Here is a 23,576-nt window from a genome sequence, read left to right on the forward strand (position 1 = left end):
GGACTCGCTAACCACGCACGGGGGCGTCAGCGCACGATCACGACGTCCAGCGTCCGGGGACCGTGCACGCCTTCGACGCGGTTGAGTTCGATGTCGCTGGTGGCGCTGGGACCGCTGATGAACGTCAGCGGTGTGGTCGGGTCGAGGGTCTGGAAGGCCTGCGGCACGGTGTCGACGATCTGGTCGGTGCGCACGATGCAGATGTGGTGATCCGGGACCAGCGTCAGCGCCCGGCGTCCCTGACCGGCGCCGCCGTCGAGCACGATGGTGCCGGTGGCCGCGATTCCGAGGGTGCAGCCGGTGACGACCACGTCGATGGCGTCGAGTTCGAGCGTCGACAGTTCGGCGGGTGCGCCGTCGACGACGACGTCACGTCGCGGCCGCCACGACTGCGGCAGGTCCGGTGGGACGACGGCCCGCTTCCCCTCCGCGATCAGTCCGGTGACGATCTCGGCGACGGTGGTCTCGTCGGCGCGGTGGACCTGTGCGCGGTAGTCGTCGACGGTGTGGGCGAACAACTCGACGTCGCCGGGGCCGGACGCGGGCTCGCGGTGGTAGTCGCGGGGAACGGGGTCGGGGGCCGGCGCGTCGGCGAGCGCCGACCGGATCCGGGACAGTATCTCTGCGCGTGCGGTCATCGTGTCGTGTCCTCGTGTGTGCGGGCCCACCATTGTCGGAACGTTTCCTTCGGCGGGGCGGGCAGGTCGCGGCTCGCGGTCCATTTCGATGCCGGGTACGGCAGCGACGTGATGCGTCCGGACCGGCCGCCCAGCACCCGGCCGACCTTGGCCGCCGTCTCGGCGGCGGCGAACCGTTTCTCCGAACCCATCACGAAGCCGGCGGCTTTCATCGCGAGGTCCTGGCCGCCGGGAAGTCCGTGCCGTTCGGAGTCGACCTGTTCCGCGCGTAGGTGCACGAGGATGCTGGGGATGTCGATGCGGACCGGGCAGGCGTCGAAGCAGGCGCCGCACAGGGTGGAGGCGTAGGGCAGTGAGGCGTTCGGGTCGTCGTGGCCGGTGGTCCCGGTGAGTTGTGGGCTGAGGATCGCGCCGATCGGCCCGGGGTAGACCGACCCGTACGCGTGCCCGCCCGCCCGCTCGTAGACGGGGCACACGTTCAGGCAGGCGCTGCAGCGGATGCAGTGCAGTGCCGCCCGCCCGGTCTCGTCCGCGAGGACGTTGGTGCGACCGTTGTCGAGGAGGACGACGTGGAAGTTCTGCGGGCCGTCGCCGGGGTGCACCCCGGTCCACATGGAGGTGTACGGGTTCATCCGCTCGGCGGTGGACGACCGGGGCAGCAGTTGCATGAACACCTCGAGGTCGGTGAACGTGGGGACCAGTTTCTCGATGCCCATGAGCGTGATGAGGGTGTCGGGGAGGGTCAGGCACATCCGTCCGTTGCCCTCCGACTCCACCACCGCGAGGGTCCCGGTTTCCGCGATTCCGAAGTTCGCGCCGCTGATCGCGACCTTGGCGGACAGGAACTTTCGCCGCAGGTGCGCCCGCGCGGCCATCGCCAGCGCGCGGGGGTCGTCGGTGATGTCCTTGTCGACGCCCGGCATCGCGTTCAGGAAGATCTCGCGGATTTCGGCGCGGTTGCGGTGGATGGCGGGAACGAGGATGTGGCTCGGTTTGTCCTCGCCGAGTTGGACGATGAGTTCGGCGAGGTCGGTTTCGATGGCCGCGATCCCGTTCTCCTCGAGATGCTCGTTCAGGCCCGTCTCCTGGGTGGCCATCGACTTGACCTTCACCACCTCGTCGGAGCCGGTGGCCCGCACGAGGTCGGTGATGATCCGGTTCGCCTCCTCCGCGTCGCGCGCCCAGTGGACGGTGCCGCCGTGGGCGGTGACGTTCTCCTCGAACTGCACGAGCAGTTCGGGGAGCCGGGCCATCACGTCCGCCTTCAGGGCGCTGCCGGCCCGGCGCAGTTCCTCCCAGTCGTCGACCTCGGCGACCGCGGCGATCCGTTTGTTGCGGATGGTAGTGGTGGCGGCGCCGAGGTTGGCGCGCAGCTGGGTGTCGGTGAGTGCCTTCCGTGCGGCGTCGGGGAAAGATTCTGTGCCCCGGATGTTTCCGGTGCCGGCGTGGAAGGTGGGTGAGCCGAGGAACGTGGTCATGCGTTGCTCCCGATCTTCTCGGTGCTCGCCAGGATCTCGGCGAGGTGGACGGTGCGGACCCCGCTGCGCAGCCGGGACAGCCCGCCGCCGATGTGCATCAGGCAGGACGAGTCGCCGGCGCTGCACACCTCGGCGCCGGTGCTCAGGACGTTGCCCATCTTGTCGGCGAGCATCGCGGTCGACGTCTCGGAGTTCTTCAGCGCGAACGTTCCGCCGAAGCCGCAACAGGATTCGGCCGCGGGTAGCTCGATCAGGGTCATCCCCCGCACCGCGCGCAGCAGTTGCAGCGGTTTGTCGGCAACCCGCAGCATCCGCAGCGAGTGGCACGTCGGGTGGTACGTCACCCGGTGCGGGTAGTAGGCGCCGACGTCGGTGACGCCGAGGACGTCGACGAGCAGTTCCGACAGCTCGTACGTCCGGGACGCGACGTCCTCGGCGCGGGTCGCGAGCGATTCGTCGCCGTACCGGCGGGCGACCATCGCGTGCTGGTGCCGGACGGATCCGACGCACGAACCGGACGGGGCCACTGCGACGTCCCACGACGGTCCGCTCTCGAACGCCTCCACGTGGTGACGGACGAGCGGCAGCGCCTCGGCCTGGTAGCCGGTGTTGACGTGCATCTGCCCGCAGCACGTCTGCTTCGGCGGGAACACGACCTCGTGGCCGAGCCGCTCGAGCAGGCGGACCGTGGAGGTGGCGGATTCGGGGAACAGGGCATCCGCCAGGCAGGTGGCGAACAGGGCGATTCTCATCGGGTACTCCAACCGGGCTGGGCTGTGGTCTGACCACAGTAGCGCACTGTGGTCAGACCACACCAGGTAAACTTCGGTCGTGCGCACACACGAGGTCGTCCTGCACCGCATCGAGCAGGATCTGGCGGCCGGCAAACTCACCGTCGGCGGTCGTCTGCCCGCCGAGCGCGCACTCGCCGAGGAACTGGGCGTCGGACGCTCGTCGGTCCGCGAGGCCATGCGGGTGCTCGAGGCGATGGGCATCGTCCGCACCGCCGTCGGCTCCGGACCGGACGCAGGCGCGATCGTCGCCGCCGACCCGGCCGCGTCCATCGGCGCGGCCCTGCGGCTGCACATGGCGACGCGCACCCTGCCGATCCGCGACGTCGTCCAGACGCGCACGCTGCTCGAGTCGTGGGCGGTGCAGGAAGCCGCCGGGCAGTCCGGTGACCTCGACTTCTCGGCCATCGACGCGCTGCTCGACGCGATGGACGACGAGGACCTCTCCCCGGAGGCGTTCCACCGTCTCGACGCCGACCTGCACGTCGCGATGGCCGGGCTGGCCGGCAACGTTCTCGTCGAGGCGATGATGGTCTCGCTCCGCGACTCCATTCACGGCTACGTCATGCAGGCCGTGCCGCTGCTCGACGACTGGCCCGCGGTCGCGACCCACCTGCGCTGCGAGCACCGCGGCATCGTCGCCGCCCTCCGCGGCGGACACGGCGCCGAGGCCGCCGGCCTGGTGCGGGAGCACATCGAGGGCTTCTACGGGCTGATCCGCTAGGTGCTGCGCACCCGTGCGCCTTTATGGTTGCTCCAGCTACCAGAAAGGCGCACGGGCGCGAAGCGCCTCAGTACGCCCCCAGGATCTGCGCCTCGGCGTCTTCGAGGTAGGTCTTGAGTAGCTGACCTGCGGCTTCGGTGTTGCCGGCGACGAGGGCGTCGTAGATCTCGTGATTACGGGTGAGGTATGGCCCGTGGAATCGGTGGGCGTCGTCCATGACGTGGAAGACGAGCCGTGCCTCGTTCCAGACGCTGCGCATGAGTTCGTCGATGCGGTTGCTGTTGTTGAGGCTCGCGAGGGCGCTGTGGAAGTGGATGTCGGCGGTGCCGACGCCGGTCCAGTCCTCGACGGCGTGCCGTTCGTCGGCCAGGTTCAGGGCCTCGGCGACGCCGGACAGGTCGCCGGTGGCGGGGTCGAATCCGTTGACGCCGGCGCATTCGACGACGCGCCGGCAGATGTAGAGCTCGGTGATGTCCTCGGCGGTGGGTACGCGGACGAAGACGCCGCGGTTGAGTTCGTGCGCCACCAGCCGGTCTTCGATCAGGATCTGGAAGGCCTCACGGACGGTGTTGCGGGAGACGTCGAGGGCGGCGCAGATGTCGGGTTCGGACAGTCGCGCCCCTGGTTGGAACGTTCCGTCGATGATGGCGTCCCGCAGAATGCCGGCGACCCGCGTGGTCCTGCTGGTGCGTTCGAGCAGGCCGCGGTGAGCGGCCAGGCGGGAATGCGCATCGCCGCGAAGGGCATTCGAGCTGGTCAAGTCCACTCCTCAGGTTTCGATCTCGACCGCAATCATAGTTGTCAGCTCGGTTCCGCGATTTCTTCCAGGATAACAATCCCCTCGAGGTATTGCAGGATCGTTGAACGATTTGTACCGTGATGGGAGTTACATCGGATTCTTCGAGCAGTTACATCCCTTCTTCAGGCGAGGTGCCATGACCACAGATACACAGACCGAGGTCGCGCAGGCGCGCCCCTTCGACTGGTTCCGCACCCTCGGGCCGAAGGGAAAAAGAGCCTTCATCGGCGCGTTCGGCGGATACGGGCTCGACTCCTACGACTTCCAGGTCCTCCCGCTCGGCCTCGCGGCCATCGCCGCCTACTTCGGCCTCACCACCGGTCAGGCAGGCCTGCTGACCACCGTGACGCTGGTGGTGTCCGCGCTCGGCGGCGCCCTCGCCGGCATCCTCGTCGACAAGATCGGCCGGGTCCGCACGCTGCAGGTCACCGTCGCGACGTACACGATCTTCACGGTGCTGTGCGGTTTCGCGCAGAACTTCGAGACGCTGCTGATCTTCCGCGCCTTCCAGGGCCTCGGCTTCGGCGGTGAGTGGGCGGCAGGCGCGATTCTCGTCGCCGAGTACGCCCGCGCCGAGTACCGTGGCCGGGCCGTCGCCTTCGTGCAGAGCGCGTGGGCCGTCGGCTGGGCGCTGGCCGTGATCGTCTACACCGTCGTCTTCCAGCTGTTCGACCCCGACGTCGCGTGGCGCGTGCTGTTCTTCACCGGTGTGCTGCCCGCCTTCCTCATCATCTGGGTGCGCCGGAATCTGAAGGACCCCGAGGTCGTCACGGAGCGCCGCGAGTCCGCGGGCAAGCAGACGGGCTCGTTCGCGGCCATCTTCCGCGGCGGACTGCTCCGCACCACCGTGCTCGCGTCGCTGCTCGCCACCGGTGTGCAGGGCGGCTACTACACGCTGGCGTCCTGGCTGCCGACGTTCCTCAAGACCTCGCGCGGACTCGACGTCGTCGGCACCGGCGGCTACCTGGCGATCCTCATCTCCGGAGCGTTCCTCGGCTACGTCAGCGGCGGCATCCTCACCGACAAGCTGGGCCGCAAGCGGACCATGCAGCTGTTCGCGTTCCTGTCGGCGATCTTCATGGTCGGCTACACCCAGGTGCCCGAGGGTGCGAACATGCTGATCCTGATCCTGGGCTTCCCGCTCGGCTTCTGCACGTCGGCGATCTTCAGCGGATTCGGATCGTTCCTGTCCGAGCTGTACCCGACGCAGTCCCGCGGCACCGGCCAGGGCTTCACGTACAACTTCGGCCGCGCGGTCGGCGCCGTGTTCCCCGCCGTCGTGGGTTTCCTGGCCGCCACCCAGCTGGGCATCGGAGGCGCGATGATCTTCGGTGCGCTCGGTTACGCCATCGCCGTGTTCGCCCTGTTCTTCCTCCCCGAGACCCGCGGGAGCGAACTTGCCTGACTCGCCGACCGACCTCCGCTCCGCGTTCCGCTCGGGACGTGTCACCCCGACCGCCGGTCTGGCACCCGGATTCGCGCAGACGAATCTCATCGCCGTCCCGCAGGACTGGGCATACGACGTGCTGCTGTTCACCCAGCGCAACCCCAAGCCGTGCCCCGTCCTCGACGTCGGCGACGCCGGCTCCCGGACGACGATGCTCGCCCCCGGCGCCGACATCGCAACGGATCTGCCGCTGTACCGGGTGTGGAAGGACGGCGAACTCGCGGACGAGACCACGGACGTGTCCTCGCTGTGGCGGGACGACCTCGTCGCGTTCCACATCGGGTGCAGCTTCACGTTCGAACACCCGGTGGCCGCTGCCGGGGTGCCGCTCCGGCACGTCGAGCAGGGCAGCAACGTCCCGATGTATGTCACCGACCGCGAGTGCAGGCCCGCGGGCCGGGTCAGCGGGCCGATGGTGGTGTCGATGCGACCCGTCCCCGAACACCAGGTGGCGCTCGCGGCGGCGATCTCGGCGCGGATGCCCGCCGTCCACGGTGGCCCCGTGCACGTCGGTGATCCCGCGGAACTCGGCATCGCCGATCTCGCGGCCCCCGACTTCGGCGATCCGGTGAACTTCGAGCCCGGCGACGTCCCGATGTTCTGGGCCTGTGGGGTCACCCCGCAGGCGGCGGTGATGGCGTCCCGGTTGCCGTTCGCGATCACCCACGCACCCGGGTACATGCTGATCACCGACACCCCGGACAGCGAGTACGTCCTGGAGGTCCCCGATGCGCGTTGACCTGAACTGCGACCTCGGCGAGGGCTTCGGGCAGTGGACGCTGGCCGACGACGAGGCCCTCCTCGACGTCGTCACCAGTGCGAACATCGCGTGCGGGTTTCACGCGGGCGATCCGATGATCATCCGCAAGGCCTGCGAGAGCGCGGCCGAGCGAGGCGTCGCGATCGGGGCGCACGTGGGGTTCCGGGATCTGGCTGGATTCGGCCGGCGCGAACTCGCGGTGTCGCCCGCGGATCTGCGCGACGAGACGCTGTACCAGATCGGCGCGCTCGCCGGGTTCGCCCGCGCCGCCGGATCCTCGGTGACGTACGTCAAACCGCATGGTGCGCTCTACAATTCCGCGGCACTCGACTTCGAGCGGGCCGATGCGGTCGCATCCGCCATCGACGAGTTCGCCGAGCCGCTCACGCTGATGGGACCGCCCGGCTCGCAGTTGCAGCGGGCCGCGGAGGCGCACGGCATCGAGTTCGTCGCGGAAGGGTTCGCCGACCGCCGCTACACCGCCGCGGGCACGCTGACCCCGCGCTCGGTGCCCGGTGCCGTCATCGACGATCCCGACGCCGCCGCCGCCCAGGCCGTGCGGATGGTGTCGACCGGAACGGTGGAGTCGATCGACGGCGACGACGTCGCGGTGGCGGTGCGCAGCATCTGCGTCCACGGCGACACGCCCGGGTCCGTGCACACCGCGCGCCGGGTCCGGCACGCGCTGGAGAGTGCCGACGTCACGCTCGGATCCTTCACATGACCACCCCCACCCGGATCCTCCCGGCGGGCGATCGGGCCCTGCTCGTCGAACTCGACTCGGAACCTTTGGTCGTGTCGCTGACCGAACGCCTGCGCCGGACACCGGTTCCCGGTATGGAGGACGTGCTGCCCGCGGCGCGCACGGTGCTCGTCACCACCACACCGCGGACCGACCTCGACGAGGTGCGCCGCGCGCTGCGGACGTTGACCGTCGACCTCGAGGCGCACGACCACACCGGCGTGCCCGAATCGGAACCGGTCACCATCCCGGTCCGCTACGACGGCGCCGATCTCGCCGACGTCGCCGACCTTCTGCGGATGAGCCGCGAGGACGTGATCGCCGCCCACACCGCCGCCACCTGGCGTTGTGTATTCATCGGATTCGCACCGGGTTTCGGCTACCTGAGTTGCGGCGACGACCGGCTCACCGTGCCCCGGCGCGCGCAGTCCCGCACCGTGGTGCCCGCCGGGTCCGTGGCCCTCGCCGGCGGCTACGGCGCGGTGTATCCGCGGTCCTCACCCGGCGGATGGCAGATCATCGGAACCACGGACTCCCCGATGTGGAACCTCGACGCGGAACCCCCGGCGCTGCTGCAGCCGGGACGTCGCGTCCGATTCGTCGACGAGGAAACGCTGTGAGTGAACTCGAAGTACTCGAAACGGGTCCGCTCAGCCTGATCCAGGATCTCGGCCGCCCCGGCTACCTGAGTTCGGGTGTCGGCGTGTCCGGCGCCGCCGACCGCGGGTCCGCGAGGCTCGCGAATCGTCTGGTCGGGAACGACGAGAACGGCGCGTGCATCGAGGTGCTGATGGGCGGGCTCGCCCTGCGTGCGCAGGCGGTGACGACCGTCGCCGTCACCGGTGCCCCCGCCACGGCGCTGCTCGACGGCATCCCGATGGGTCACGCGAGCGTCATCGTGATGCAGCCGGGGCAGACGCTGCGGTTGCAGTATGCGCAGGTCGGGCTGCGCAGCTACGTCGGGGTCCGCGGTGGCCTCGCGGTGCCGGACGTGCTCGGCTCCCGCAGCACCGACACCCTCTCCGGGATCGGGCCGGAAGCGTTGAAGCCCAACGACGTCCTGCCCGTCGGCACGTGGACGAGGAACTTCCCGAACGTCGACGTCGCGCCCCTCCCCGCGATGGACCCCGGACCGCTGTCGGTGCGGGTCATCGGCGGCCCCCGCGACGACTGGTTCACCAACCCGGACGCGCTGACCACGGGTGCGTGGGCGGTCTCCCCGGACACCGACCGCATCGGCGCCCGGCTGAACCGGCACGCCGGCGCACCTGCCCTGCAGCGGACGTCCGAGGCCGAACTCCCCACCGAGGGCGTCGCACTCGGGTCCATCCAGGTTCCGCCGAGCGGGCAGCCCGTCGTGTTCCTCGCGGACCATCCCATCTCCGGCGGTTACCCCGTCATCGGCGTCGTCGCGGACGAGGACATCGACCGGATCGCCCAGGCCCGCCCAGGCCAACTGATTCGCTTCACCACTGCGTGATCGGCTGCGCGCCGATCCCACTACAGGAGATCACCCCATCGCCATGAACAGCATCGGCACGGAACTCGACACACCCTGGTCCCACGAGTTGTGGCGCAACACGCTGCTTGCGGAACCGCACCGTCAGGGCACCGCGGTCGCGCGCCACTACGCGTCCGCGCTGCCGATCAGCTACGCCACCGAAACCGATCCTGCACAGGCGATCCGCGACGTCGCCGCGGTGGAACGTCTCGACGTCGACAGTGTGGCGCTGACGTTCACCACCTCCGAGGCGTCCGCGCCGTACGAGAACCTCAAGATCTACGCCGTCGGGAAACCCGCACCGCTCAACGAGGTGCTGCCGATCCTGTCCAGCCTGGGCGTCAACGCCCTCGACGAACGTCCGGCCGCGCTGACCCGGCCGGACGGCAGTCGCGCCTGGATCTACGACCTGACCGTCGACCTGCCGGCCGTCACGGACGGCCACGGGTCCACCCGGGACGGCCGGATCGCGGACGCGTTCCGCGCGGCGTGGACGGGTGAGACCGAGGTGGACGGGTTCAACGCCCTCGTCCTGCACGCCGGGCTCGGCTGGCGTCAGGTGACCGTCCTGCGGGCGTACGCCGCGTACCTGCGGCAGGCCGGGCTCCCGTACAGCCGCAGCAACGTCGAACGAGTCCTGCTGGGCAACACCGGCATCACCCAACTCCTCGTCGAGTTGCACGCACTCCGGCTCGACCCCAGCCTGGAACGGGACGCCGCCGCGGAGAGCGCGCTCGAAGACCGCATCTCGGCCGCGATCGACGCCGTCGCCGGAATCGACGCCGACCGGATCCTGCGGGCCCTGCTGTCCCTGATCCGCGCCACCACCCGCACGACCTACTACGCCGGCGACCCCCGGCCCGGGCGCGCCCTCGCGTTCAAGTTCGACTCCTCGTCGATCGACGAATTGCCGCTGCCCCGGCCGAAATACGAGGCCTACGTGTACTCGCCGCGGATGGAAGGCGTGCACCTGCGGTTCGACGACGTCGCCCGCGGCGGCCTCCGGTGGTCCGATCGGCGCGACGACTTCCGCACCGAGATCCTCGGACTCGTGAAGGCGCAGGCGGTCAAGAACGCCGTCATCGTCCCCGCCGGGGCAAAGGGCGGCTTCGTCGTCAAGAACCCGCCCGCGGCGACCGGCGACGCCGCCGCCGACCGGGAGGCGATGCTGGCGGCCGGAATCTCCTGCTACCGCGAATTCATCTCGAGCCTCCTCGACATGACGGACAACCTCGACATCGCGACCCGGCACGTGATCGCGCCGGACGGCATCGTCCGCCGCGACGGCGACGACACCTACCTCGTGGTCGCCGCGGACAAGGGCACCGCGGCGTTCTCGGACGTCGCCAACGCCGTCGCGCTCGCGCGCGGGTACTGGCTGGGCGACGGTTTCGCGTCCGGCGGGTCCGTCGGCTACGACCACAAGGCGATGGGCATCACCGCCCGCGGCGCGTGGGAGAGCGTCGTGCAGCACTTCCGTGAGATGGGCGTCGACACCCACACCGACGACTTCACCGTCGTCGGGATCGGCGACATGAGCGGCGACGTGTTCGGCAACGGGATGCTGCTCAGCCCCCACATCCGCCTCGTCGCCGCGTTCGACCACCGCCACGTCTTCATCGACCCCGATCCCGACCCGCAGACGTCCTGGGACGAGCGGGCGCGGCTCTTCGGCCTCGGCAGGTCCAGTTGGAAGGACTACGACAGGGCGGTCCTCAGCGAGGGCGCGATGATCGTCGACCGGTCGGCGAAGTCGGTTCGGCTCACACCGCAGGCGCGGCGCGCGCTGGGGATCGACACGGATCGGGCGCTCACCACCGTCGAACTCGTCCGCGCCGTCCTCGGTGCGCCCGCGGACCTGCTGTGGAACGGCGGCGTCGGCACGTACGTCAAGGCCACGTCGGAGAGTCACGCGGACGTCGGCGACAAGTCGAACGACGCCGTCCGGCTGGACGCGCCCGCGCTGCGCGTCCGGGTGGTCGGCGAGGGCGGCAACCTCGGCCTCACCCAACTCGGCCGAATCGAATACGCGCGCCACGGCGGTCGCGTCAACACCGACGCACTCGACAACTCGGCCGGTGTCGACTGCTCCGACCACGAGGTCAACATCAAGATCGCCCTCGCGGGCGCCACCGCCGACGACACGCTCGCCGCGCAGGACCGTCGAGAACTGCTGTCCGACATGACCGACGACGTCAGCAGGCTCGTCCTCGCCGACAACCGCAGCCAGAACGAGATGATGAGCCTCAACCGGGCGCAGGCGGTGACGCTCGTCAGCTTCCACTCCCGCATGGTCGACGACCTGGAACGGCGCGGCCACGTGGACCGCGCGATCGACGTGCTCCCGACGTCCGCCCAGTTCGATGCCCTCGAACGCGAGCAGAAGGGCCTGACCAGCCCGGAACTGGCGCAGCTCACCGCGCAGGTCAAGCGGTTCATCAAGAGCGAGGTGTCGGGCACCACGCTCCCCGACAACAAGGTCTACGCCGGCCGGCTCCACGACTACTTCCCGCCGCGGCTCGGCCGCGAGTACGCGCACACGGTCGCCGCGCATCCGCTGCGCCGGGAGATCGTCACCACGTCGGTCGTCAACGACATGGTCGACCGTGCCGGGATGACGTTCGCCTTCCGGCTGCGGGAGGAGACCGGCGCCGACTCGGCGGAGGCGGTGAACGCCTTCACCGCCGTCACCGAGATCTTCGACCTCGGAGCGACTTTCGCGCGGATCCGGGCGGCGGCCGACACGACCCCGGCGTCCGGGACGAACGCGCTGACCGTGCAGACCCAGCGGCTGATCGACCGGGCGTCGCGGTGGCTGACCACGCACCGGCCGCAACCGCTGCCGCTCGAGGCCACCATCGCCCGCTACCGGCCGGTGGTCCGCGAACTCGGACCCCGCGTGCGGGAATGGTTGCAGGGCGACGAGATCACCGCCGTCGAGGGCCGAACCGAGGCCCTGACGTCGCGGGGTGCGGACGCCGGGATCGCCGCCGACGTCGCGGACCTCCTGCACACGTACTGCCTTCTCGACATCGTGGACATCGCGGAGATCTCCCAGCACCGCGCGGAGGACGTCGCGGAACTGTATTTCGCGCTGTCGGCGCACCTGCACATCAACACCGCGCTGACCGCCGTCACGGCGCTCCCGCGGCTGGACCGGTGGCACGCCCTCGCGCGTCTCGCCCTGCGCGACGACCTCTACAGCTCGCTGCGCGCCATCACCCTCGACGCGCTGTCCGTCAGCGAACCCGGCGACGCCGCGGCCGACAAGGTCGACCAGTGGGAGCAGCACAACGCCGCCCGGCTCGCCCGCGCGCGGGCGCTGCTCACCGAGATCGAGTCGGAGGTCGCCACCGAACCCACCCTGGCGCTGATCTCCGTCGCGGCCAGGCGGATCCGGGCGATGACGCGGTAGGCGCTTCGCGCCCGTGCGCCTTTCTGGTTGTTCCAGCTACCAAAAAGGCGCACAGGCCGCGGAGCGGCCTACAGCACCTGCGACAGGAACTGCTGCAGCCGTTCGGTTTCTGGCTTGTCGAACAGCTGGTCCGGTTTGCCGGTCTCGACGACGGCGCCGTGGTCCATGAACAGCACGGTGTCGGACACCTCGCGGGCGAAGCCCATTTCGTGGGTGACGACGACCATCGTCATGCCGCCCTTGGCGAGGTCGGCCATCAGGGCGAGGACGCCCTTCACCAGTTCGGGGTCGAGTGCCGACGTGGCCTCGTCGAAGAACATCACCTCGGGTTTCATCGCGAGGGCGCGGGCGATCGCGACGCGCTGCTGCTGCCCGCCCGACAGGTTGCCGGGGCGTGAGTCGGCCTTGTTGGCGAGGCCGACGAGTTCGAGTTGCTCGAGCGCCACCGACCGCGCCTCGTCCTTCGACATGCCCTTGAGCTTGCGGGGGCCGAGGGCGATGTTGTCGACGACGGTCTTGTGCGGGAACAGGTTGAAGTGCTGGAACACCATGCCGATGCGCTGCCGCAGCTTGTCGGGGTTGTCCTGCAGCACGGATTTGCCGTCGAGGAGGACGTCGCCCTGGTCGGGTTCGTGCAGCCGGTTGAGGACCCGCAGCAGCGTGGACTTGCCGGAGCCGGACGGCCCGATGACGGTGACGGTGTCGCCGGCGTCGACGTGGAGGTCGACGCCGCGCAGCACCTGGTTGGTGCCGAACGCGAGGTGCAGGTTGGTTCCAGTGAGAGAGACGGCCATCGCCCTATCCCCTTTCCACGACGATGGACTGTTCCACCGGGTCGAGCGTGCCGGACGTGTCGGCGCGGCCGGTGCGCAGACGGTTGTCGATGTAGTTGACGAGGTGCGTCAGCGGGATGGTGAGCGCCAGGTAGAACAGGCCGGCGGCGACGAGCGGTGACAGGTTGCCGGTCTGTGCGTTGAGGTCGCGGCCGACGGCGAACAGTTCCCGCTGGCTGACTAGCAGGCCGAGGAAGTAGATCAGCGACGAGTCCTTGATCAGGGAGATGAACTGGTTCATCAGCGCGGGCAGCACCCGCCGCACACCCTGCGGGACGACGACGAGCGTCATCGACTTCCGATAGCTGAAGCCGAGCGCCCGGGACGCCTCGAGCTGTCCGGGTTCGACGCTCTGGATCCCGGACCGGAAGATTTCACCGATGTACGCGGACGCCAGCAGCGACAGTGCGGCGGCGCCGAGCCAGTACGGGTTGTTGCCGGTGAGTCCCTTGACGACGGGTCCGGCGCCGAGTCCGACGATGAGGATGATGACGACGGCGGGCAGGCCGCGGAACACGTCCGTGTAGACGCGGGCGGGCCAGCGCAGCCAGCGGGTGCGGGAGATGCCGGCCATCGCGAGCAGCATGCCGAGGACGGTGCCGACGATGCCGGACGCCAACGCCAGGATCAGCGTGTTCGGCAGACCGGTCTTCAGCAGGTCGGGGAAGGCCCGGGTGTAGAGGTCCCAGTCGAAGAACGTGTCCTTCAGTTGCTGGAGTGTCGACTTGGGTTCGGCGACCGGGGTTTCGGTCGTGTCGTTCGCGTTCTGGGCGGCGATCGCGGCGAAGTCCGGGAGGTCGGGCGCCGGCGCCGCCTTGCTGCCCGGTTTCCAGCCCTCGGGCAGTTCGCGGGGCACCCAGTCGGAATACAGCTGGGCCCAGGTGCCGTCGGCGATGACGGCGTCGAGCCCGGAGTTCAGTGCGTCGACGAGCGGCTGGTTCTCCTTGTTGACGGCCCAGCCCACATAGTTGTTGACGCTGAAGGTGTTCTCGACGATCGACGTGGGATCGCCCGGTGCGATGGCGCCCTCGGCCTGCTGCGACGGCGCCACCCAGGCGTCGATCTGCCCGGTCTTGAGGTTGGCGTACGCGGTGGCGTAGTCGGGGAACTTGACCGGGTTCAGCTTCAGCGTGTTCACGACGTAGTCGTCCTGGACGGTGCCCTGGACGACGCCGATGCGGGTCGACGCGTTCAGGTCGTCGAAGCTCTGGATCGGTCCGCCGTTGGGAACGACGAGCGAGAAGTAGCCGAAGTCGTAGCCGTTGGTGAAGCCGACGGTGTTGCGGCGCTCGTCGGTCGTGGTGATGGACGAGGACCCGACGTCGAAGCGGCGCCCGGCCACCTGGGCGAGAAGCCCGGCGAACTCGGTGCCTACGAAGTCGACGCGCAGGCCCAGCTTGTCGGCGACGGCCCGCAGCAGTTCGTTGTCGTAGCCGGTGAACTGGTTGTCCGAGTTCACGCAGATGCTCGGCGGCGCGTCGGACAGGGTGCCGACGGTGAGCACCCCGGGGGTGATGAGGTTCAGTTTCGACGTGTCGATCTGGTCGAGCGGGGTGGTCGACGGCGTCGTGTAGCGGTCCTCGGCCGCGGCGCCGGAGGCGGCGAGGTTGGTCGGGGCGGCCGTGGCCGCGCCGACTCCCGGCGGGGAACACAGATCCTGCGGCGCCGACCCCGAGGTGTCGCCGCCGCTGGAACAGGACGACAGGGTCAACGCCAGCAGGGCGGTGAGCAGTAACGCCACCACCACACGGATCTTCGCTCCGACGGAAGAAAACATGGTGAGCAGCGTAACCCTGGCAGGCGGGTTTTCCGGGCTCGGAGGACGCCTCGGGCGACGCCCGTCACTCTCCTTGTTTGTCATACAAACAAAGAGAAGTTATTGTTTGTCGTACAAACAACTTGGAGGGCAGCCATGGCGTCGCAGACGGGCCGAGCAGCGCGCGGAACCCGGGAGTCCGGTCGGCAGACCCGCGACGCCCTGTTCACCGCCGCAACTGAACTCTTCCTCGAACACGGCGACGGCGTCGCGATCACCCAGATCTGTGCCGCCGCCGGGGCCCACCCCAACCAGGTGACCTATTACTACGGGTCCAAGGAACGGCTCTTCGTCGAGGTGGCCTGCGCTGCCGTGCTGCGCGCCGGCAAGCGGGCCGAGGACGACGCCGCCACCGCGGAGACCGTCGGCGACTACACGGAGAAACTCGTCGGCTCCCTGCTCGGACCGGGCGCACCCAGCGTCGAACTGTTCGTCGAAGCGATGCTCATGACGGGCCGCCGCGGCGAACTCCGCGACCTCATCACCGACACCCTCCGCACCCTGCACTCCTCGGGCGAGGACGCGCTCATCCGCACCCTGATGCGCACCGGGTGGCAACTGCGCGCCGGCATCGACGTGGAGGCGAAGGCATTCTGGTCGGCGATCTTCGGACTGGTGATCCAGAAGACCGCCACCGGCGAGAGCTTCGGCTATTCGCTCGAGGAGGCCGTCGCCGTCATCTTCGCGAACCTGCAGATTCCCGAGACCGTCCTCAACACCTCCATCGACTGACCCCCTCTTCAAGGAGCGCGATGAACATCGTTCGCGTATTCGACAGCAACGTCCGCAAGACGCCCGACAAGGCGTTTCTCCACTTCCAGGGCCGGAACCATACGTATGGTTCCGTGCAGGACGGCAGCCGCCGCGCCGCCGCCCTCCTGCGGAAACTGGGGGTCGGGCGCGGTGACCGCGTCGCCCTCATGTGCTTCAACACCCCCGGCTTCGTCTACGCCATGCTCGGCGCCTGGCGCATCGGGGCGGTGGTGGTGCCGGTCAACCACAAGATGCAGGCGCCCGAGGTCGACTACATCCTGCGGCACGCGCACGTGACGGTGTGCGTCTTCGACGGCGAACTCGCGCCCGTGATCGAGCGGTTGCAGACGCCGGTGGTGCTGCTGTCCACCGACACCGCGGTGGACGGGTGCACCTTCTTCGACGACGCGATCGCGGACCTCGACCCGATCGACGGCATCGACGTCGACGAGAACGACCCGGCCGAAATCCTCTACACGTCCGGCACCACCGGCGCGCCCAAGGGCTGCGTCCACAGCCACCGCAACGTGGTGCGCGTCGCGACCACGGCGGCGCTCGGCCTGTCCGTCACCCGCGACGAGCGGCTGCTGATGGCCGTCCCGATCTGGCATGCGTCCCCGCTGAACAACTGGCTGATGGCCACGCTGTACATGGGCGGCACCGTGGTGCTCCTCCGCGAATACCACCCCATCCATTTCCTGGAAGCGGTTCAGCAGCAACGCATCACATTGTGCTTCGGGCCGCCGATCATCTACACGACGGCGCTGAACGCGGTCCCGGATTTCGCCGACTACGACCTGTCGAGTGTCCGGGCCTGGCTGTACGGCGGCGGGCCGATCGGCGCGGACGTGGCCCGCAGGCTCGTCGAGTCGTACCGGACCACCCGCTTCTACCAGGTGTACGGGATGACCGAGACCGGTCCCGTGGGGGCCGTTCTGTATCCGGAGGAGCAGCTGACCAAGGCCGGCTCCATCGGCCGGGTCGCGCTCGCCGGCGTCGACATGCGCCTGGCCGGCCCCGGCGGCGCCGATGTGCCCGCCGGGGGGATCGGCGAGATCTGGGTGCGCACCGACACCGTGATGCAGGGGTACCTCGACGACCCCGACGCCACCGCGGCCGTGTTCGCCGACGGCGGCTGGTACCGCACCGGCGATCTCGCCCGCACGGACGACGACGGTTACCTCTTCATCGTCGACCGCGCGAAAGACATGATCATCACCGGCGGCGAGAACGTCTATTCCAAGGAAGTGGAGGACGCCATCTCCGGTCATCTCGACGTCGTCGACGTCGCCGTCGTGGGGCGCCCGCACCCGGAGTGGGGCGAGACCGTCGTCGCGCACGTCGTGTGGCGTGAACCGGACGTCGTCGGAGCCGACGACCTTCGCGACTATCTGTCGGACAAGCTGGCGCGCTACAAGATTCCCCGCGACTACGTGTTCGCCACCGTGCTGCCCCGCACCCCCACCGGCAAGATCCAGAAACACCTGATCCGCACCGCGAGCTGACTCACGAAAGACAATGCCATGACTACCTTTTCCGACACGAACGTCACCCATCCCGCACCCCACCGGACGCACACCGTGCTCAACCAGTCGGTGCCCCGCACCGACGTCAACGAGTTCACCCTCGACACCGTGCTGTCCGAGGGCGTGCGCCGCCACGACGCCGACTGGGCCACTGCGGAACTCGCCGACATCGGTGCACTCGTCGGCAGCGCCACGTTCCAGCACGACGCCGAACTCGCCAACACGATCATCCCCGAACTGAAGACGTTCGACCGCTGGGGCAACCGGATCGACGAGGTCGAGTACCACCCGTCCTACCACCGGATCATCTCCGCGGCCGTCGCACACGGCGCGCACACGTCGGCATGGGCCGATCCGAAACCCGGCGCGAACGTCGCTCGCGCAGCCGCATTCATGCTGTTCGCGCAGATCGAGCCGGGCCACTCCTGCCCGATCTCGATGACCAACGCCGTCATCCCGTCCCTCGAACTGCAACCCGACGTCGCCGCGATCTGGAAGCCACGCGCCCTGTCCCGCAGCTACACCCCGGAACTCGACGCACCGGGCAAGGCGTCCGCGATCTTCGGCATGTCGATGACGGAGAAGCAGGGCGGCTCCGACGTCCGCGCCAACACCACCCTCGCGAAACCCGCCGCACGCGGCGGTTCCGGCGCCGACTACCTGCTCACCGGTCACAAGTGGTTCTGCTCCGCGCCGATGTCCGACGCGTTCCTCGTACTCGCGCAGGCGGAAGGTGCGGGCGGCGAAGGGCTCTCGTGTTTCCTGCTGCCGCGCATCCTCCCGGACGGCACCCGCAACGTCTTCCGCATCCAGCGGCTGAAGAACAAGCTCGGCAACAAGTCCAACGCGTCGTCCGAGATCGAACTCGACGGCACCGTCGGCGTCATGGTCGGCGAACCGGGGCGCGGCGTCCGCACCATCATCGAGATGGTCGCGCGCACCCGCCTCGACTGTGTGCTCGGCAGCGCGTCGGGGATGCGGCAGTCCGTCGCCGAGGCCGTGTGGCACGCCCGGCACCGTGCCGCGTTCGGTGCCGTCCTGGCCGACCAGCCGGCCATGACGTCGGTGCTGGCCGACCTTGCGCTCGAGTCCGAGGCCGCCACCGTCACCGCCCTGCGGCTCGCCCGCGCCCACGACGAGGACGCGAGCGAGCAGGAGCGCAGCTTCCGCAGGCTCGCGACCGCCGTCGCGAAGTACTGGATCTGCAAGCGCGGCCCGCACCACGCCTACGAGGCGCTGGAATGCCTGGGCGGCAACGGGTACACCGAAGACTTCCCGCTCGCCCGCCGCTACCGCGAACAGCCCGTCATGGCCGTCTGGGAGGGGTCGGGGAACGTCATCGCCCTCGACGTCCTGCGCGCGATGACCCGCGAACCCGACAGCGTCGCCGCGTTCGACGCCGAGGTGAACCTGGCCCGCGGCGCCAACACCGTGCTGGACGCGCACCTCGACCGGGTCCGTACACAACTCGGCGACCTCGCCGGACTCGACCCCGCCGACGCCCAACGTCGTGCCCGCACCGTCGTCGAATCGATGGCCCTCGCCCTGCAGGCGTCGCTGCTCACCCGGTTCTCACCTGGCGCCGTCGCGGACGCGTTCGTCGACGCCCGCCTCGGCCCCGACCGCAGCCACGAATACGGCACCCTCTCCCCGGCCGCCGACCTGCAGGCGATCCTCCGTCGCGCGTAGCGCCCGTGCGTGGTTAACGAGTCCAGAGACTCCTTTCCCACTCACAGGCGGCGAAGCCGCCTACCGCAGGACCGTCGGGCCCAGGAACTCGCACACCTGCAGGGCGAGTGCGAGATCCAACTTGCTGTGCGTGCCGGTGGCCGGGTCGCCGAGTGCCTTGGTGATGCGGTATTTGACGGTGTTGCGGTGCAGGTTCATCTGCTGCGCGGTGTGGAGGTGGCTCTCGCCGGTCGCGAAGTAGGTGCTCAGCGTGGCCCGCAAGGTCGCGGCCTGGTCGGTGTTCTCCGCGAGCGGGCCGAGGACCTCCCACACCCACGCCCGGGTGGAGTCCAGGTTCTCGGCGAGGAGGGACACGACGGCGACGCCGCGGTCGCCGAAACCGACGATCGGCCGGACCTGGGTGTGGGGCACGGTGGCGACGGAGTAGGCGGCCCGCGCCTGTTCGTGCGACCGCCGGAATCCGGCGATCCCGGGTGCGGGCAGGCCGATCGCGGTCCGGATACCCGGCTTCGACGGCAGGGCGGCGGCGAGTTCGGTGGTGTCGAGAGCGGGCTTGCGGCGACCGAAAGGGAGCCAGGCCCAGAGGGTTCGGCGGTCGATGGCGGTGACGATGGGCGCGGAGTCGGTGGTGAGGTGACGGGCGAGGTCGCGCACGTAGTGGTCGAGCGCGTTGAGGCTCGCCTCGGTGTCGGCTCCGGTGGACCACAGGATCATCGCGACGTGCGTCTGGTCGAGCCGGTACTGCGTCTCGGCCTCGAACGCGGACCCGTCGTTCCCGGTCCCGGTGAGGAGGGTGTGGATGGTCGACGAGTGCACGTTGCCGCGGGCACCCAGCCACCGCCGCCGTTCCTGCTCGTAGGCGTCGAACACGTACAGCGTGATCCAGTCGATGTAGCTGTACACGACCTCCGAGATATGTTTGAGCACTGCGAGAGTCAGCGGTCCGGGCAGGTCGAGGGCGCTGACCTCGTCGTAGCAGATCTTCATCAGATCGTCCTGGCCCATGTGATACGCGCGCACCAGCGAGTTCGACGACACGTCCCGTTGCGCCAACCGCAGCGCGTACTCCACGGCGGCGGTGGTGGGCTGGAGATGGTCGACGGGAATGTCGTTGGCCAGGACGTGGACGATCGTCGAGACGTTGCCGTGCACACTGGCCTCGAGCAGTTCGACGAGCTGCGGGTCCTCGTCGAGTTGGTCGATCTCGTGCGCGAGCAGCGCGCTCATCGCGCGGGTGATCTCCGCCTGCCGCGCATCGAGTTTCCGTGCGATGCCGGCCACGATGTCGAGGACCTCGGTCTCCGCCATCGCCGGCACCCGCGCCATCCGGCGACGGGCACCGGCGCGGCGGTCGCCGGGGGCGGGACTGCTCACAGCACGTCCCCTCCGGCGCGGCGTAGATGGCGCAGCGCGGACTGGGCGGCGTTGTACCCGCACATGCCGTGCGCGCCGGCGCCGGGCGGTGCGGATGCCGAGCACAGGTAGGTGCCCGGGATCCCGGTGCTGTACGGGTCGAGGGCGATCCGGGGGCGCAGCACCACCTGGGTTTCGGTGTTGGCGCCGCCGATGATGTCGCCGCCGACGTAGTTCGCGTTCGACTCGGCCAACTGCACGGGTCCACTGCTGACGGTGGCGACGACGCGGTCCCGGAAACCGGGGGCGAACCGTTCGATCTGCGTGATCACCGCCTCGGTCGCGTCCCCGGTGTACCCGTGCGGGACATGGGCGTACGCGTACAGCGGGTGCAGGTTCCCGTTCGACCGGCCGGGGTCGGCGACATACTGCTGTCCGACGAGGACGAACGGCCGCCGCGGCATCCGGCCCGTCGCGACGTCGCGTTCGGCGTCGGCGATCTCCGCGAAAGTTCCACCGAGGTGCACGGTTCCGGCGCGACCGCAGGCGGGGTCGGTCCACGGCACCCCGCCGTCGACGGCGAAGTCGACCTTGAACGCGGCCGGTCCGTGCCGGTACCGGCGGTAGGCCTTGGCGACCCGCGGCGGCAGCCGGTCGCCGAGGATGTCGGCGGCGGCGGACGGCGCGAGGTCGAGGAGGACGACGTCCGCCGGGGGAATGTCCCGCGCGCTGCGGACCCGGGTGCCGGTGGTGATCTTGCCGCCCCAGTCGGTGAGCATCGCGGCGAGCGCGGCGGTGATCGACTGTGACCCGCCCTCGGCGACCGGCCAGCCGTAGCGGTGCCCGGCGGCGACGATCATCAACCCGACCGCGGACGTTGCGGGCCGGTCGAGGCGGTAGTACGCGTGCGCGGCGACGCCGCCGAACAGTGCGCGGGCCTTCTCGGTGCGCCACCAGCGGGCCGTGACGGTGGCCGGCAACAGGGCGCGGGGGCCGAAGCTCGCGAGCTTGATCGGGTGCCGGGGGATGTTCGCGATCGGGCGCATGAGGTCGGCGGCGAGGTCGTCGAAGCCGTCGGCGAGTCCGCCGAACATCCGCTGCCAGCGTGTTCCGTCGTCGCCCAGGCCGGCGGCGGTGTTCTCGACGGAGCGGTGCAGCAGCCCGGCGTCGCCGGTGTCGAGGGGGTGCGCGCAGTCGATGTCCGGCCATTTCCAGGTCAGCCCGAATCGTTCGAGGTCGAGGGTCTGCAGGTACGGCGACCCGGCGCCCATCGGGTGGAACGCGGAGCATTCGTCGTGCAGCAGTCCGGGCACGGTGAGTTCGCCGGAGCGGGTGCCGCCACCGATGGTGTCGGCGGCCTCGAGGACCTGGACGTCGACGCCGTGCCGGGCGAGGTGGACCGCGGCGGCGAGCCCGTTGGGCCCGCTACCGACCACGACCGCGGTCGTCACGGCCGCACCGCCACGTTCGACTTCGTCAACTCGCTCTCCCGCTCCTCGACGTCTCCCCCCAGTCTCCACTGCACGTCGAACGGAATGGGCCCGTTCGGCAGCCACGGCTGCTCGTTGATCGCGTCGGACACCTTGTAGGTGCCTCGTTCGATGACTCCGAGCGCCGCGTCGATCACCTTGTACTCTTGGATGCCCTTGTGGATGGGCTGCGATTCGATCCAGGCGATCACGAATTCGCCGGGCGCGAAGTTGCAGCGCCGCTGGAGTGCGGCGATCAGGAACTCGTTGTGCAGGTGGCCGTCTCCGAAGTTGAACGCCACGAGTGAGTTACAGCTGAACTCGGCCTCCCGCAGCGAGTACGTGTCGATGTCGTCGCCGAGGTGGTTCATCAGCAGCGAGTACAACGCGCGGCCCTGGCTGTGCATCGACCGCCAGCCGAGCAGTTGGTGCATCACCACGTCCGCGACCTCCGGCGGGTAGGTGGCGAGCAACTGGGTGCGGGTGTTCTGGCTGGGCCGCTTCACGAATCGGTCGAGCTTCTCCTCGGCGCCCGGCGCGAACGCCCAGGTGGCCGACGCCCAGTTGCCGGCGTACTGGCGCATCGACGGCAGGAACGAGACGAGGTCGGGGCGCAGGTTGCCGAGGATCGGGAAGAACACCAGCGCGGCGACGATCGCCGCGGTCAGCCACACCGACGACATGTCGGCGATGCCGTACCCGTCCCAGGCGGGGAATCCGACGAACAGGAAGATCGACGCGTAGGCGAACAGCAGATTCCATTCGAGCGGCACCGCGAGCGGGAACGTGGACAGGATGAACAGGTGGAATGCCACCATCAACGCGACCGCGAGCAGCGTCAGCGTGCGGTTGGTGGAGAACAGCAGCACCAGCGGGGTCACCACCTCTACGACCGTGCCGAGCACGTGTGCGACACCACCGGCGACGATCGACGGTCGCAGGTCCTCGGGGAAACTGCGGTAGTGGGCGCGCTTGATCTTCTTGAACGGCATCCACGGGGTGTTGGACAGCATCGGCGGGACGACCATCGAGAAGTGGTGTCCGAGTTTGGAGATCCCGGCGCCGACCCACACCGACACGATGAGCAGCTTGAGGGCGATGATCATGTCCACGAACGGCAGGACGCCGAAGAAGACGACGGCCGGGAAGTACTGCTCGCCGCGGGCGGCGATGAAGATGACCTTGTCCCGCAGCCCGATCACGATCAGCAATGCGATCAGCGGCAACAGGAGTGTGGGGTTCACCAGGCCGTGGTTGCCGGGCAGTACCGCGTCGATGGACGGGGTGTGCACGCCGGCGAACCCGAGCGCGAGCATGATGTTGATCAGAATCGCGGCGTAGATCAGGACGTCGAACACGGTGCGCGTGTCCCCGGAGGTCAGCGGTACCTTCCCCGGCCACGGTGGGAGCCGGATGGTGCCGGGCCGCAGCCAGAACAGGGCGCCACCCATCATCGGCTTGAAGTGGCCGGCGAGCGGACCCCAGGAACCGCCCAGGCCGATCGTCTCGACCAGCAGGGTCCACAGGATCAGCTTCTGGTACACGATGGGTGCGTTCCACCACGCGCCGACGTCGAGCACGTTGTACCCGGAGGTGAACGTCGCGATCGACAGTCCGGCGCCGAGGTAGAGGACGAGCAATTTCAGAATGTAGATGGTGTGCACCATCTTCGGGGTCCCGAAGCCGTAGTCGACCCAATGCGTCGACATGGCGCGCAGACGGTCGCGGAACGGGAGGTCGAGGAAGGTGGCGGGGTCGACTTCGGGGAAGTTCCCGGTCTTGAATCCCATGGGGAGGCTCCTTGCGGGTAGGGGTCATCGCCTCGGGTGGCGCCCGAGGTCT

The 23,576-nt window shown here is 69.2% G+C and carries 19 protein-coding genes; 10 read left to right on the top strand and 9 right to left on the bottom strand.

From position 1 onward, the window contains the following. Window positions 1-26: 26 nt before the first annotated feature. The 3 genes from CJ179_RS10890 to CJ179_RS10900 are packed head-to-tail and all read right to left on the bottom strand — an operon-like array spanning window position 27 to window position 2,868. Window positions 27-638: a lactate utilization protein C gene (locus CJ179_RS10890; protein WP_095861498.1), complete on the bottom strand. Its 612-nt coding sequence runs from the start codon at window positions 636-638 to the stop codon at window positions 27-29. Continuing rightward, window positions 635-2,116, bottom strand: coding sequence for a LutB/LldF family L-lactate oxidation iron-sulfur protein (locus tag CJ179_RS10895; protein WP_095861499.1), 1,482 nt, complete (start codon window positions 2,114-2,116; stop codon window positions 635-637). Before CJ179_RS10895 ends, CJ179_RS10890 begins: the two co-directional genes overlap by 4 nt. Next, window positions 2,113-2,868 carry a (Fe-S)-binding protein gene (locus CJ179_RS10900; RefSeq protein WP_072945138.1) on the bottom strand — a complete coding sequence of 252 codons (756 nt, stop codon included), beginning with the start codon at window positions 2,866-2,868 and terminating at the stop codon, window positions 2,113-2,115. Before CJ179_RS10900 ends, CJ179_RS10895 begins: the two co-directional genes overlap by 4 nt. A 79-nt stretch (window positions 2,869-2,947) precedes the next feature. Between CJ179_RS10900 and CJ179_RS10905 the strand changes: the two genes are divergently transcribed. Continuing rightward, window positions 2,948-3,631 carry a FadR/GntR family transcriptional regulator gene (locus tag CJ179_RS10905; RefSeq protein WP_072945140.1) on the top strand — a complete coding sequence of 228 codons (684 nt, stop codon included), beginning with the start codon at window positions 2,948-2,950 and terminating at the stop codon, window positions 3,629-3,631. Between the two features lie 67 nt (window positions 3,632-3,698). Here the strand turns inward: CJ179_RS10905 and CJ179_RS10910 are convergent, their stop codons facing one another. Further along, window positions 3,699-4,397, bottom strand: coding sequence for a GntR family transcriptional regulator (locus CJ179_RS10910; RefSeq protein WP_095861500.1), 699 nt, complete (start codon window positions 4,395-4,397; stop codon window positions 3,699-3,701). Window positions 4,398-4,500: 103 nt separating this feature from the next. Here CJ179_RS10910 and CJ179_RS10915 point away from each other — a divergent pair, with 103 nt between their 5' ends. Genes CJ179_RS10915 through CJ179_RS10940 form a run of 6 tightly spaced genes read left to right on the top strand, consistent with a single transcriptional unit; the run spans window position 4,501 to window position 12,295 of the window. Continuing rightward, the gene (locus CJ179_RS10915) at window positions 4,501-5,835 is read left to right on the top strand and encodes an MFS transporter (RefSeq protein ID WP_255314998.1); all 1,335 of its coding nucleotides are present in this window, start codon (window positions 4,501-4,503) and stop codon (window positions 5,833-5,835) included. After that, window positions 5,828-6,616, top strand: a complete 789-nt coding sequence (locus tag CJ179_RS10920; RefSeq protein WP_072945144.1) for a putative hydro-lyase — start codon at window positions 5,828-5,830, stop codon at window positions 6,614-6,616. Before CJ179_RS10915 ends, CJ179_RS10920 begins: the two co-directional genes overlap by 8 nt. Next, window positions 6,606-7,361, top strand: a complete 756-nt coding sequence (locus CJ179_RS10925) for a LamB/YcsF family protein (protein ID WP_095861501.1) — start codon at window positions 6,606-6,608, stop codon at window positions 7,359-7,361. Before CJ179_RS10920 ends, CJ179_RS10925 begins: the two co-directional genes overlap by 11 nt. Then, entirely contained in the window at window positions 7,358-7,999 is a 642-nt protein-coding gene (locus tag CJ179_RS10930) for an allophanate hydrolase subunit 1 (protein ID WP_095861502.1), read from the top strand. The genes CJ179_RS10925 and CJ179_RS10930 overlap by 4 nt, the downstream gene beginning before the upstream one ends. Beyond that, the gene (locus CJ179_RS10935) at window positions 7,996-8,859 is read left to right on the top strand and encodes a biotin-dependent carboxyltransferase family protein (protein WP_095861503.1); all 864 of its coding nucleotides are present in this window, start codon (window positions 7,996-7,998) and stop codon (window positions 8,857-8,859) included. Before CJ179_RS10930 ends, CJ179_RS10935 begins: the two co-directional genes overlap by 4 nt. Before the next feature lie 43 nt (window positions 8,860-8,902). After that, the gene (locus CJ179_RS10940; protein ID WP_095861504.1) at window positions 8,903-12,295 is read left to right on the top strand and encodes an NAD-glutamate dehydrogenase domain-containing protein; all 3,393 of its coding nucleotides are present in this window, start codon (window positions 8,903-8,905) and stop codon (window positions 12,293-12,295) included. 68 nt (window positions 12,296-12,363) lie between these two features. On the opposite strand, the gene CJ179_RS10945 is transcribed toward CJ179_RS10940, so the two are convergent. Together CJ179_RS10945 and CJ179_RS10950 are read right to left on the bottom strand one after the other, a co-directional pair. Next, window positions 12,364-13,089 carry an amino acid ABC transporter ATP-binding protein gene (locus tag CJ179_RS10945; RefSeq protein WP_072945155.1) on the bottom strand — a complete coding sequence of 242 codons (726 nt, stop codon included), beginning with the start codon at window positions 13,087-13,089 and terminating at the stop codon, window positions 12,364-12,366. 4 nt (window positions 13,090-13,093) lie between these two features. Further along, window positions 13,094-14,905 (bottom strand): ABC transporter substrate-binding protein/permease, encoded by a 1,812-nt coding sequence (locus tag CJ179_RS10950; RefSeq protein WP_095861505.1) that lies wholly within the window; start codon window positions 14,903-14,905, stop codon window positions 13,094-13,096. Window positions 14,906-15,040: 135 nt separating this feature from the next. On the opposite strand from CJ179_RS10950, the gene CJ179_RS10955 reads away from it, so the two are divergent. Genes CJ179_RS10955 through CJ179_RS10965 form a run of 3 tightly spaced genes read left to right on the top strand, consistent with a single transcriptional unit; the run spans window position 15,041 to window position 18,912 of the window. After that, window positions 15,041-15,676, top strand: a complete 636-nt coding sequence (locus CJ179_RS10955) for a TetR/AcrR family transcriptional regulator C-terminal domain-containing protein (RefSeq protein ID WP_095861506.1) — start codon at window positions 15,041-15,043, stop codon at window positions 15,674-15,676. A gap of 20 nt (window positions 15,677-15,696) precedes the next feature. Then, window positions 15,697-17,202, top strand: coding sequence for a class I adenylate-forming enzyme family protein (locus CJ179_RS10960; RefSeq protein ID WP_095861507.1), 1,506 nt, complete (start codon window positions 15,697-15,699; stop codon window positions 17,200-17,202). An 18-nt stretch (window positions 17,203-17,220) separates the two neighbouring features. Beyond that, window positions 17,221-18,912, top strand: a complete 1,692-nt coding sequence (locus CJ179_RS10965) for an acyl-CoA dehydrogenase family protein (RefSeq protein WP_095861508.1) — start codon at window positions 17,221-17,223, stop codon at window positions 18,910-18,912. Window positions 18,913-18,972: 60 nt separating this feature from the next. On the opposite strand, the gene CJ179_RS10970 is transcribed toward CJ179_RS10965, so the two are convergent. The 3 genes from CJ179_RS10970 to CJ179_RS10980 are packed head-to-tail and all read right to left on the bottom strand — an operon-like array spanning window position 18,973 to window position 23,524. Next, a complete protein-coding gene (locus CJ179_RS10970) occupies window positions 18,973-20,286 on the bottom strand; it encodes a PucR family transcriptional regulator (RefSeq protein ID WP_373560135.1) in 1,314 nt (437 codons plus the stop codon). Beyond that, window positions 20,283-21,716: an NAD(P)/FAD-dependent oxidoreductase gene (locus CJ179_RS10975; protein ID WP_095861509.1), complete on the bottom strand. Its 1,434-nt coding sequence runs from the start codon at window positions 21,714-21,716 to the stop codon at window positions 20,283-20,285. The genes CJ179_RS10970 and CJ179_RS10975 overlap by 4 nt, the downstream gene beginning before the upstream one ends. Further along, entirely contained in the window at window positions 21,713-23,524 is a 1,812-nt protein-coding gene (locus CJ179_RS10980) for a DUF3556 domain-containing protein (protein ID WP_095861510.1), read from the bottom strand. Before CJ179_RS10980 ends, CJ179_RS10975 begins: the two co-directional genes overlap by 4 nt. Window positions 23,525-23,576 lie beyond the last annotated feature (52 nt).

This window comes from Rhodococcus sp. ACS1 (genome assembly GCF_002300155.1).
Lineage (GTDB): Bacteria > Actinomycetota > Actinomycetes > Mycobacteriales > Mycobacteriaceae > Rhodococcus_F > Rhodococcus_F koreensis.